Raw genomic sequence first — 12,487 nt, 5'->3', positions numbered from 1 at the left:
AGAGGGGGAATAAGACGTGAGGGAACGGAGGACAGGACGACCACAAGAGGACGAGAACGTCCGCAGTCTCGAGGATAAGATACCTTATATCCGTGAACAACGTCGCAAAAAAGCTAACCGAAGACTTATCTATGTCTTAATCTTGATTGGACTACTAGTCGGTGTTGTTTTTTATCTACAGTCGAGCTATTCTCGGGTCGCTCGATTTGATATCGATGGTAACCTTAATGTCAAAACATCAGATATCTTGAAGGCATCAGGAATTAAGGTGAACGAGACACATGCCTTTAATATATCGGAAGAAGACGTTCTTGAACGAATTGAAAAGGTTCCAGGCATTCAGGAAGCGACGATGCAAAAGCAATTTTTACATCAATATCGTGTCACGGTGACGGAAGAGAAAGAAATTGCTTATGCGAAGGATAAACCGGGGGATCGAATCGTACTTGCGGACGGGACAATCATTCCTGGAAAATCGAAGGAAGAATTGTTCGACGCACCAATCTTGACTGGGTTCACAGATCAGTCCTTAAATCGATTAACGAAGGAACTCGTTAAAATCGAACCGAAAGTACGCAGCCGGATCTCAGAAATCGTCGCAAATGATAAGACTGACAAAGGCGGTCTGAAATTATTCATGACGGATGGGAATACGGTATTACTTAGTACGTCTGCTTTTTCAAATTCCTTGAATGAATACGTTAAAGTCATTTCTGCCTTACCGAAAGGAAAGACAGGAACGATTACGATTGATGGTGGCATCTATTTCAAACCATATAAAGGGAAAAAATAGAAGATTCACACTAGGGTGATGAATAAAAAACAAACGTGTGTTTTCATTCGTCGACCTTTGTTCGAATCGTCATCAAATCGTAATCTATTAGGACGCTAAGACGGGCAATAACTTCTTTTCGTAAGTATTTATATAGTGTAGACTTAAACGAGAAGAAGCCTGTCCCATTCCTAGAATATAATTAGGAATAAAAAGGATTAGTATTATGAAAGTGGAGGTGTCACTCCCATGGAAACGAAAGGTACGATTGCCGCGCTCGACATTGGGACATCGGAGGTGAAACTCATCGTCGGTGAACTACTTGGTGGAACGCTGAACGTTCTTGCTGAAGGTTCTGCACCATCCGCGGGTGTTAAACGAGGTGTCATCGTTGACATCGATCAAACAGTACATGCCATTAAACAAGCGGTCACAGAAGTGGAACGTACACTTGGTGAACCAATTGGTGAAGTATATGTCGCTATTTCTGGCGAACACATTCAAGTGAAGGATTGCCAAGGCATGACGTCGATCAAAGGTGAGGATAATGAAATCACGGATGATGATGTGAAGGATGTGCTACATTCTGCAATGGTCATGCGAATTCCAAACGAACTAAGTGTTGTGGATGTCTTGCCGAAGACGTTTACAGTCGATCAGCAGACAGAAATCACTGATCCGAGAGGAATGATCGGTTATCGTCTCGAAGTAACAGGGAAGCTCATTATTGGTGCGAAGACGATCCTACATAGCATTAAACGTTCCATTGAACGGGCTGGTTTAGAGCTTGCTGGATATGTGCTGGAGAGTTTAGCGGTATCTAGAATCGCAGCATCGATTGATGAACTCGAACTTGGTGTTGGGATCATTGACATCGGACACGAGACGACGACACTTTCAATCTATGAAAAGAACGATCTTGTCTACTCGACGACGTTACCATATGGTGGCGATCATCTGACACGTGATTTGACGTATAAGATGAATTGTAAGTACCAAGATGCAAAACTGGCAAAAGAAGAGTACGGTGTGGCGCTTGAAGCACTCGGTGATCCGGAAGAGAAAGTTTCTTACGTCACGATCAACGGAGAACATCGTTTTGAACCACAGTCAGAAATCGGCTTTGTCCTTGAAGCACGACTCGAGGAAATTTTCGAGATGATTCAAAAACGAATGACTCAAGCTGGGTACTCTCACATGAATAGTGGTTTGATCTTATGTGGAGGAAGTTCTTCACTACCTGGCATCGACCAGTTAGGAAAACGAATCTTTAAGCAGAGCGTCAACGTCTATCAACCTGCCAGTCTCGGTATTCGTCATCCAAAATATGCGGTTGCAGCCGGTATGCTACGTTATGTCCTTTCAAGAAGCGCCGTATCGAAATCAGGTTTTGATCGGGCGGAAGAGAAGGAAGTCGTAGCGCACGGACATGAACAGGATGCACTGCTCATGAACGAACAGACGTCACCTACTCGAGAAGAACGGTCGACACGTGAACAGCCTCCAAAAGAGAAAAAGTCATTCAGCAGTTTCTTTGAGAAATTCTTTGGTTAATGCCTACAAAAAATCCAATGAGTAAAAAATATTAGGGGGCCCTTTTTATGTTGCATTTTGATGAAATGATGGACCAAGTAGCAAAAATCAAGGTCATCGGTGTAGGTGGTGGCGGTTCGAACGCCGTCAACCGAATGATTGAACACGGTGTCCAAGGCGTAGAATTCATCGCCGTAAACACGGATGCGCAGGCATTGAACATGTCACAAGCTGATGTGAAGCTTCAACTTGGTGCAAAATTAACACGCGGTCTTGGTGCTGGTGCCAATCCGGAAATCGGTAAAAAAGCGGCAGAAGAGAGTCGTGAACAATTAACAGAAATCCTTTCAGGTGCGGACATGGTCTTCGTCACAGCAGGAATGGGTGGCGGAACAGGAACGGGAGCTGCTCCTGTCATCGCTGAGATTTCAAAAGAAATCGGTGCATTGACAGTCGGTGTCGTAACAAAACCATTTATGTTTGAAGGACGCAAACGCATGCAACATGCCGTCTCAGGTGTCCAGAACTTCAAAGAAAAAGTTGATACGTTAATCGTCATCCCGAATGATAAATTGCTTGAAATCGTTGATCGTAACACACCAATGCTTGAAGCGTTCAAAGAAGCGGATAACGTCTTGCGTCAAGGTGTACAAGGTATTACCGACTTGATCGCTGTACCTGGTCTCATCAACCTCGACTTTGCTGATGTGAAGACGATCATGACTGAAAAAGGTTCTGCATTGATGGGTGTAGGTGTTGCAACAGGTGAACACCGTGCGACAGAAGCAGCGAAAAAGGCGATTTCGAGCCCATTGCTTGAGACATCGATCGAAGGAGCAAAAGGTGTTCTGATGAACATTACCGGTAGTGCGAACCTCAGCTTGTACGAGGTAACGGAAGCAGCACAAATCGTCCAGAGTGCAGCAGATGAGGAAGTCAACTTGATTTTCGGTTCTGTCATCAACGACAACCTAGAAGATGAGATCATCGTCACGGTTATCGCGACAGAATTCGAAAATGAACCACTCGATTTCGAAATTCCGTCAGCACAAGAGATGATGAAGAATCTCTTGAAGAAAAAACAAGCGACTCCACCACCAACTGAGGAGTCAAAACCACAAGTCGAAGAGACACCTGTCAGCTCGAATCCTGAACCGGCTAAAGCGCCAGATGTCGAAGAAACGATGGACATCCCATCTTTCCTTCGCCGGAATAATCGTTAATCGATGTTCCAGTGACACGACTGCTAAACCAAGAGGTGTCGCGAAAGCGGCGCCTCTTTTTTTAAAACTGAGGGAGGCATGAACATGTTTGGACAATGGATCAAATGGGATACACCAACTGGTACCGTACGTGCCGCCTTTACGACGAAATTTGCAGCACCACATGAGAATGGAAATCTAGGACTGCATGTCAACGATGATCGGGATGGCGTCATTCAGAACCGACAAGTCATCGCACGCCAGCTTGATTTATCACTTGAGAACTCGATTTGGGCACAGCAAATTCACGGTAATCATGTCGAACAAGTGACGACACTTGAGTCTGGGCGCGGTGCTTTGGATTACGAAACGGCGATTCCGGGTACAGATGGATTGGTGACGACCGATTCGAATGTCTTACTAATGATGTTGTTTGCTGACTGTGTTCCATTAATTTTCTGTGATCCGACGACAGGAATCATCGCGAATACGCACGCTGGGTGGCGTGGAACCGTTAGTAATATCGTCGAAGAAACAGTAAAACAAATGGAACGTGCGGGTGCTAGTCGATCTTCTATTCAGATGGTCATCGGTCCATCGATTCGTGATTGTTGTTACGAAGTCGATCAACCTGTCATCGATGCCATTGATGCGCTCGAACTAGACGAGTCTCCTTACATACGCAAGGAAGATGGAAAAGCGATGTTATCGCTACAAAAAACGAATGCTGCGCTAGCTGAACGATGTGGAGTGGGCGATGTCCTTGACTCAGGTCTATGTACACACTGTCAGGCGGAAGATTACTTCTCTTATCGCCACGGCGACCACGGTGGTCGGTTTGCAAGTTTGATCGTAAAGGAGTCATTGGATGTCAATTCTTGAAAATGTACAAGATGTTACACAACGAATGGAACAAGCAACTGAAAAGAGTTCTTTCAAAAAGCAGGTACAGCTGATTGGTGTGACGAAATCAGTCTCAAGTCAAGTTGCTTCTGAATTATTAGCAGCGGGCGTGACACATCTCGGAGAAAATCGACCGGATGGGTTGCTTGAAAAGCAGGCAGAACTTGGACGATCAGCTTGTACGTGGCATTTCATCGGCACACTACAGACACGTAAAGTTCGTCAAATCATCGATGCCATTGACGTGCTACATTCCCTCGATCGCCTTCATCTGGCGGAAGAGATCAATAAACGGACAGACCGGACGATTGATTGCTTTATTCAAGTCAATGTTTCTAGGGAAGAATCGAAGCAAGGGATCGCACCGGAGGATCTACCATCGTTTTTACATGAAATCGGTCAGTATCCAGCGATTCGTGTCATCGGATTGATGACGATGGCACCATTAACAGAAGATGAGGCACGTATACGTGAGGTATTCCGGTCGTTAAAAACATTGCAAGAAGAGGTCAAGGCGAAAAAATTGTCGTATGCTCCATGTACAGAGTTATCCATGGGGATGTCATCTGATTTTGAGATTGCCATCGAAGAAGGGGCGACGTTCGTCCGAATTGGAACAACGCTCGTTCACACCTAAACGAGAAGAAGGGAGAATGGATATGGGCTTTAAATCAAAAATGCAAAATCTATTTCTCGGCAACAGCGACGATTTAGATGAACTTGAATATGAAAATGATGCTACAATAAATAAAGGTAGAGGTACGTCGCAACAAGAGTACGAAGAGTATTACGAGGAATCTACCCCGAGTGTTACTCAAAAGGAGGACAGTGTGAGACAATCGAATATCGTGCCGCTTCACGGGACGAAAAAAGCGAAATCGCAAGTCATCTTGAGTGAACCACGTGTCTTTAACGAAGCCCAAGAAATTGGGGAACATCTTCGTCAGAATCGTGCGGTCATCGTCAATATGCAGCGTATGTCAAAAGATCAATCACGACAGATGATTAACTTCTTATCTGGTGTTGTGTTCGCTCTTGATGGAACGATCACGACGATCAGTCAGAATACCCTCCTCTGTGTCCCGAACAATGTCGAGTTAGCAGGAAGCATCTCGAATTTACTTGGAGAAGATGATATTAATCATAAGGGGTGGTAAGTATGGATTCACAAGTAATGTACGCGATTGGTCGTACATTAAGCACATTGCTGCAATATTATAGCTATGTCATGATTGTTTATATTTTACTATCGTGGTTCCCGAATGCCCGTGACTCAAAATTCGGACAAGTGCTCGCAATGTTAGTCGAGCCATTCCTAGCGCCCTTCCGTCGAATCATCCCGCCTATCGGGGGCATGCTAGATATCTCGCCGATTGTAGCCTTCCTCGTCTTGAACTTGGCTCAATCTGGTATCCGAGCTATCTTTTTAGTATGAGTGTCTATGATCATTATCGCGGAAGCGAGCGGGAATTCGTCGATTCAGTCTTGAACTGGATTGATCATGTGGAAGCGACCTATACGTTCAAATTAACAGATTTTCTAGATCCTCGTGAACAACAAATCACACAAGAACTCGTCGGTTCGAAATGCGCCCTCTTTTTTGAGGGCGGTTTTGAAGGCTCTGAACGTAAACGGGCAATCCTCGCACCAGATTATTATGAATACAACGCGGATGACTTTGACATTTCCATTTATCGCATTCATTATCCTACTAAATTCGTTGAACTTTCTCATCGTCAAGTCACTGGTACATTATTGAACGTCGGATTGAAACGAGCCAAATTTGGTGACGTCATCATCCAGGATCAAGTACAGTTTGCCGTCGCAGACGAAGTCGCGACATATATCGAAGCAAACGTTGAACGAGCTGGAAAGACGAAGATTCGTCTTTCGCGTGTAGAAGCAGAAGATCGTTTGAAAGTGAAGGAACAAGAGTGGGAAGAGACACTCGGATTCGTAAGTTCACTTCGATTCGATACAGTCGTGAGTGAAATTCTCGGCTTCTCGCGTCAAAAAGCACAGGCGCTCATTAAACAGGGTGAAAGTAAGGTCAATTATAAAGTAGTGGATGATTCGAGTTTCATGCTTCAAGAAGGCGACTTACTCTCACTACGTGGAACAGGACGCGTCAAGTTGATTGCAATTCTTGGATCGACGAAGCGGGACCGGATCAAACTACAATACGGTATTTTAAAAGGATAAGATAAATGCGAAGGAGGAATCCATCATGCCATTAACGCCACTCGATATTCATAATAAGGAGTTCACACGAAAGTTTCGCGGCTATGACGAAGATGAAGTTAACGAATTTTTGGATCAAGTCATCAAGGATTTCGAATTGTTGTTACGTGAGAATCGTCAACAACAGGAAGTCATTCAAAATATGCAAGCACGCGTCGATTACTTCAGTTCGATGGAAGAAACATTAAATAAATCGATCATCGTTGCACAAGAAGCAGCTGAGGAAGTGAAAGCGAATGCTTCAAAAGAAGCTAGCTTAATCCTAAAACAAGCAGAACGCGAAGCAGAGCAGTTGCAAGACGCAGCACAGCGTCGGGCGCAACGGACGGACTTCGAAGTCGAGCAGATGCGCAAGAAAATCGAGCTTTACCGCAATCGGTTCAAAGTGTTGATCGATGCGCAGATGGAATTATTAACGAGCCACGACTGGGATGCGTTTGATTTCTCTTCTCGTGGAGCGCTTGACGATGTTCCAGCAGTTGCGTATAATGACGACGATGTCGTATAAATAAAATCAATGATAAGGACACGTCGCATCTTTGACGGTTGACAGCGAATCGGGGAATGGTGGAAGCCCGAGCAACGAAAAAGATGGGGTATCCCCTTGGAGTGCATGACTGAACGTTCGCTGAACAGTAAGCCATGCCGGTTCACTCCCGTTATCGAGTACTTAAGCGGTTCTGTGTCTTCGAATGGAAGAGCAGGATTAGTAGGGTGGTACCGCGAGTTCAGCCAAGCTCGTCCCTATCTCAGGGATGAGCTTGGCTTTTTTTGTACTTTTAAAGCGAAAGGTGAGAGATGGTCAGATGGATTACAAAGAAACCTTATTGATGATGAAAACGGAATTTTTAATGCGAGGCAACTTACCAAAACGTGAACCAGATATGCAAGCACGTTGGGAAGAGATGAACCTCTACGCTGCTGTACAGGAAAAGAATGCTGGGAAACCAACATTCATCCTCCACGATGGTCCTCCGTATGCGAACGGTGATATCCATATGGGTCACGGATTAAATAAAGTCTTAAAAGACATCATCGTCCGTTATAAATCAATGAATGGCTTCCAGTCGCCTTACGTACCAGGTTGGGATACACACGGATTACCGATTGAAACAGCACTTCAAAAAGCCGGTGTTGATCGTAAATCGATGACAGTCGCAGAATTCCGTGAGTTGTGTGCGAAGTATGCACTGGAGCAAGTGGATCACCAACGTGACCAATTCAAACGTCTTGGCGTTCTTGGGGATTATGACAATCCATATATCACGCTTCAGCCGGAATTTGAAGCAGCTCAAATTCGGTTATTCGGAGATATGGCAAACAAAGGCTATATTTACAAAGGGAAAAAACCTGTCTATTGGTCACCTTCTTCTGAATCGGCATTAGCTGAAGCAGAAATCGAATATCAGGATAAACGTTCAGCTGCAATCTATGTCGCATTCCAAGTCATGGATGGGAAAAACATCCTTGAGCCGACGGATCATTTCGTTATCTGGACGACGACACCATGGACGATTCCAGCGAACCTTGGAATCTCTGTCAGTGCTGAATTAACATATGCACGGATCGAGTACCAAGGAAAAGGCTATATCGTGGCAGAAACGCTCGTTCCTGAAGTCATCGAAGCACTCGGATGGGAAGATGCAACTGTCGGACGCGTCTTCAATGGTGCGGACTTCGAGTACATGAAAGCGAAACATCCACTTTATGACCGTGAATCACTCGTCATGCTCGGCGATCATGTTACAGCCGAAGCGACAGGTGTCGTTCATACCGCTCCAGGTCACGGGGAAGATGACTTCCGCATCGGTCAAGCGTACGGTCTTGACGTCCTTTGCCCAGTCGATGATAAAGGGGTCATGACAGCGGAAGCGCCTGGATTCGAAGGCATGTTCTATGAAGATGCGAATAAAGAAATTGGTCTTGCGCTTGAAGAAGCAGGAGCACTTTTAAAACTGTCGTTCATCAAACACTCGTATCCACATGACTGGCGGACGAAAAAACCGGTCATCTTCCGTGCGACGCCACAATGGTTCGCTTCAATCAAAGACTTCCGTGCGGAAATCCTTGATGAAATCAAAGGTGTCCAGTGGGTACCAGAGTGGGGCGAAACACGACTTCACAACATGTTCAAAGACCGTGGCGACTGGGTCATCTCGCGTCAACGTGCATGGGGTGTACCACTTCCAATCTTCTACGCTGAAGATGGTACGGAAATCGTCACACCGGAAACGATTGATCATATCGCGAATCTGTTCGCAGCTCACGGATCAAACGTCTGGTATGAGCGTGACGCAGTCGACTTGCTTCCTGAAGGGTTCACACATCCAGCAAGCCCGAACGGTATCTTCAAAAAAGAAACGGACATCATGGATGTCTGGTTCGATTCTGGTTCATCACATGCGGGTGTCCTCGCGACACGTCCTGAATTGACACGTCCAGCGGATCTCTATCTAGAAGGATCTGACCAATACCGTGGTTGGTTCAACTCGTCGTTATCGACAGCCGTCGCAACGACAGGAAAAGCACCATACAAAGCAGTCGTCAGTCACGGATTCGTCCTCGATGGTCAAGGGCGCAAGATGTCGAAATCGATTGGAAATACAATCGCGCCGATTCAAGTCATGCAACAATTCGGAGCTGAGATTCTTCGCTTGTGGGTGGCATCTGTCGATTATCAAGCCGATGTTCGTGCATCGATGGATAACTTCAAACAAGTCTCAGAGTCATACCGGAAAATCCGGAATACGGTTCGTTTCCTCCTCGGAAACTTGGATCAATTTGATCCTGCAACGCACCGTGTCGCATTCGAAGACTTACCAGAGTCAGACCGTTTCATGCGGACGAAACTTGACCAACTGGTTGGTAAAGTAAAAGCTGCCTATGATGCGTACGACTTCATGTCGGTCTATCAATTGCTTCACAACTTCTGTGTCCTTGATTTGTCATCGTTCTATCTCGATTACACGAAAGATATCCTGTACATCGAAAAAGCGGACGCCACATCACGTCGTGCGGTTCAGACGGTCATGTATGATACAGTTGTCGCTTTGTTACAATTGATGGCACCTGTCTTGCCACACACGGCAGACGAAGCTTGGGAGTTCGTACCAGCTGTAGAGACGAAGAGTATCTTCTTGACGGACCTTCCGGAAACGGTCGAAGTCTCAGAAGAAGGACTTGCCCTCATCGAGAAATGGAATGCGTTCTTGACGTTCCGCAATGATGTCTTGAAAGCACTCGAGGAAGCACGTGTTGAGAAACTCGTCGGTAAGACACTTGAAGCGAAGCTTCTGCTTGCGCCGAAAGAAGAAACGAAAGCCTTGCTCGAAACGATTGATCATCTCGAACAGTTACTCCAAGTCTCACAACTCGAATTCGTTGAAACAGCGGATAAGATGTATGAGACGACAGGCATCACGGTTCAAAAAGCTGACGGTGAAAAATGTGAACGTTGTTGGACATATTCGACGGAACTCGGACAAGATCCGGCTCATCCGACGCTTTGCCCACGTTGTACTGAGGTCGTCAATTCTTTATAATGATACAAAGGGAGGGGCGGCTGCGACTTCGCAGGACGTCCCTCATTATTTTTGGATGCGGAGGACAATAGGATGTGGCTTTACTTAGGGATTGCTGCTTTACTCGTTGGAGTCGACCAGTTGACAAAATGGATCGTCGTTCAAAATATGACGATTGGTCAAGCGATCACGGTCATTCCGGATTTCTTTTATCTCAACTCGTATCGAAATCGAGGCGCGGCGTGGGGGATGCTTGAAGGCAAATTCGGGTTCTTCTTCATCGTCACGGTCGTCGTCGTCATTGGATTGATTTACTTCCTCTACAAGGAAGGCACGAAAAATAAGGTATTTGCTTGGAGCATCGCGTTACTACTCAGTGGTGCGATTGGGAACTTCATCGATCGAATGGCACGAGGAGAAGTCGTTGATTTCTTCCACTTCTTCCCGTTCGGCTATAATTTCCCAATCTTCAATGTCGCAGACGTCTGTTTGACGTTTGGTGTCATTACGATGCTGATCAGCGTCATGTTCGAAGAACGGTTGACTAAGAAAGGAACGATGGATAAATGAATGAAGTAGAAACATGGTCCGTACAAGCGGATGGAGCGACAGGGCGCATTGATAAATGGCTCGCAGAACAAAACGAATGGTCGCGTTCGCAAGTACAGGAATGGTTGAAAGCGGGACGCGTCGAAGTCGACGGTCGTGTCGTTAAACCGAACTATAAATTATCGGGAACGGAATCGATTGCCGTTCACATCCCGGAAGCGGTAGAACTCGAGATTTTACCAGAAGATATCCCGCTTGAAGTCGTCTATGAGGACTCGGATGTCATCGTCGTCAACAAACCAAAAGGAATGGTCGTCCACCCAGCGGCAGGCCATGTCTCAGGGACGCTCGTCAACGCCTTATTACATCATTGTCAGGATCTCTCAGGCATCAATGGTGTCAAACGCCCAGGAATCGTTCACCGGATCGATAAGGACACCTCTGGTCTGTTGATGGTTGCTAAGAACGACTTAGCGCATGAATCACTCGCGCATCAGCTGAAAGAGAAAACGACGGAACGCCTCTACATCGCGCTCGTACACGGTGAGATTCCACACGAACTCGGAACGATTGAAGCACCAATCGGACGCGACAAGAACGATCGTCAACGGATGACGGTGACGGATAAGAATTCGAAGTCTGCCGTAACTCATTTCCGTGTTCTCGACCGGTACGAAGGATTCACAGTCGTTGAATGTAAACTCGAAACAGGTCGGACACACCAGATTCGTGTGCACATGCGCTATATCGGTTTCCCGCTTGCCGGTGATCCGAAATACGGTCCACGTAAGACGATGAAAATGAATGGTCAAGCCTTGCACGCTGCGGTTCTTGGCTTCGAACATCCACGGACAGGCGAATGGATGCGTTTTGAAGCACCACTCCCAGAAGAGATGACATTCGAGATTGGTCAACTGAAAAAACTTGAATTAGAGTCTTGACGTTTTTCTAATAAAACGGTAGAGTATCACCTAGAGAGCGATGCGAGACATCCTCTACTGACACTTCGGTCGTCCGAGCGACGATCCTACCAAACTAGTATCACCTTTAATCGAGTCCGGAGAGGCTGCGAAAGGGAGAACCTACCACAAACGTGCGTAGGCATGCATACAATACGTATGCCATGATTCTGTCTTCGATGACCTTCTGCGGATTTCCGCAGAAGGTCTTTTGTATGAAAGGAGAAACTATGAAACCAGCCGTCATCTTAGATGAAGCCGCGATTGGACGTGCATTGACACGGATCGCTCATGAAATCATCGAACGTAACAAAGGCATTGCTGATTTAATGATCGTTGGAATCAAGACGCGTGGCGAGACACTCGCGCGCCGCCTTGCGAAGCGGATCGAACAGATCGAAGGCAAACCGGTTTTACTCGGTGTTGTCGACATCTCAATGTACCGGGATGACTTGTCAAAGCGCAGTTTAGAGCCGGAAATCAAAGGTTCTGATCTACCGGAAAACATCACCGGAAAAATCGTCGTCCTCGTTGACGACGTGCTTTACACAGGTCGAACGGTTCGCGCCGCGATGGACGCACTCGTCGACCACGGAAGACCGAGTATGATTCAACTCGCTGTCCTCGTCGACCGCGGACATCGGGAGTTACCGATCCGTCCGGACTTCATCGGCAAAAACGTTCCGACGTCACGCGATGAGCAAGTCGTCGTCGCGCTCGCTGAAGTCGATGAAGCCGATCAAGTATTCATTAAACGCTAAAATTCAAAACCTTTAAGGTGGTCCAGAGAGACCAGAAAGGGAGTCA

13 protein-coding genes and 1 other annotated feature are annotated in these 12,487 nt (G+C 46.3%); all 13 genes read left to right on the top strand.

The window, feature by feature from the left end; translation table 11 throughout:
- Nucleotides 1–16: 16 nt before the first annotated feature.
- Nucleotides 17–793 carry a cell division protein FtsQ/DivIB gene (locus ADM98_RS12815; protein ID WP_053453849.1) on the top strand — a complete coding sequence of 259 codons (777 nt, stop codon included), beginning with the start codon at nt 17–19 and terminating at the stop codon, nt 791–793.
- A gap of 228 nt (nt 794–1,021) precedes the next feature.
- Complete coding sequence (ftsA, locus tag ADM98_RS12810) at nt 1,022–2,326, top strand: cell division protein FtsA (RefSeq protein WP_053453848.1); 1,305 nt, start codon at nt 1,022–1,024, stop codon at nt 2,324–2,326.
- Between the two features lie 47 nt (nt 2,327–2,373).
- Nucleotides 2,374–3,528 carry a cell division protein FtsZ gene (gene ftsZ, locus ADM98_RS12805; RefSeq protein WP_029342137.1) on the top strand — a complete coding sequence of 385 codons (1,155 nt, stop codon included), beginning with the start codon at nt 2,374–2,376 and terminating at the stop codon, nt 3,526–3,528.
- A gap of 84 nt (nt 3,529–3,612) precedes the next feature.
- Nucleotides 3,613–4,389 (top strand): peptidoglycan editing factor PgeF, encoded by a 777-nt coding sequence (gene pgeF, locus ADM98_RS12800; RefSeq protein WP_053453847.1) that lies wholly within the window; start codon nt 3,613–3,615, stop codon nt 4,387–4,389.
- Nucleotides 4,376–5,047, top strand: coding sequence for a YggS family pyridoxal phosphate-dependent enzyme (locus ADM98_RS12795; protein ID WP_053453846.1), 672 nt, complete (start codon nt 4,376–4,378; stop codon nt 5,045–5,047). Before pgeF ends, ADM98_RS12795 begins: the two co-directional genes overlap by 14 nt.
- Nucleotides 5,048–5,087: 40 nt before the next feature.
- Nucleotides 5,088–5,567, top strand: coding sequence for a cell division protein SepF (locus ADM98_RS12790; protein WP_235504892.1), 480 nt, complete (start codon nt 5,088–5,090; stop codon nt 5,565–5,567).
- A gap of 2 nt (nt 5,568–5,569) precedes the next feature.
- Nucleotides 5,570–5,845 carry a YggT family protein gene (locus ADM98_RS12785; RefSeq protein ID WP_023468796.1) on the top strand — a complete coding sequence of 92 codons (276 nt, stop codon included), beginning with the start codon at nt 5,570–5,572 and terminating at the stop codon, nt 5,843–5,845.
- A complete protein-coding gene (locus tag ADM98_RS12780) occupies nt 5,842–6,612 on the top strand; it encodes a YlmH family RNA-binding protein (protein WP_053453844.1) in 771 nt (256 codons plus the stop codon). Before ADM98_RS12785 ends, ADM98_RS12780 begins: the two co-directional genes overlap by 4 nt.
- A 25-nt stretch (nt 6,613–6,637) precedes the next feature.
- A complete protein-coding gene (locus ADM98_RS12775) occupies nt 6,638–7,159 on the top strand; it encodes a DivIVA domain-containing protein (protein ID WP_023468794.1) in 522 nt (173 codons plus the stop codon).
- Nucleotides 7,160–7,400 (top strand) — a binding site (T-box leader). It abuts the gene before it with no gap.
- Between the two features lie 57 nt (nt 7,401–7,457).
- A complete protein-coding gene (gene ileS / locus ADM98_RS12770) occupies nt 7,458–10,193 on the top strand; it encodes an isoleucine--tRNA ligase (protein WP_053453843.1) in 2,736 nt (911 codons plus the stop codon).
- A 72-nt stretch (nt 10,194–10,265) separates the two neighbouring features.
- The gene (gene lspA / locus ADM98_RS12765; RefSeq protein WP_053453842.1) at nt 10,266–10,742 is read left to right on the top strand and encodes a signal peptidase II; all 477 of its coding nucleotides are present in this window, start codon (nt 10,266–10,268) and stop codon (nt 10,740–10,742) included.
- A complete protein-coding gene (locus ADM98_RS12760; RefSeq protein ID WP_053453841.1) occupies nt 10,739–11,662 on the top strand; it encodes an RluA family pseudouridine synthase in 924 nt (307 codons plus the stop codon). The genes lspA and ADM98_RS12760 overlap by 4 nt, the downstream gene beginning before the upstream one ends.
- A 248-nt stretch (nt 11,663–11,910) precedes the next feature.
- A complete protein-coding gene (pyrR, locus tag ADM98_RS12755; RefSeq protein ID WP_053454554.1) occupies nt 11,911–12,441 on the top strand; it encodes a bifunctional pyr operon transcriptional regulator/uracil phosphoribosyltransferase PyrR in 531 nt (176 codons plus the stop codon).
- The last annotated feature ends 46 nt before the right edge of the window (nt 12,442–12,487 follow it).

The sequence above is a fragment of the Exiguobacterium sp. BMC-KP genome (genome assembly GCF_001275385.1).
Lineage (GTDB): Bacteria > Bacillota > Bacilli > Exiguobacteriales > Exiguobacteriaceae > Exiguobacterium_A.
The sequence above is the reverse complement of the archived record's forward strand: the minus strand, read 5'-3'. Positions and strand labels throughout refer to the sequence as shown.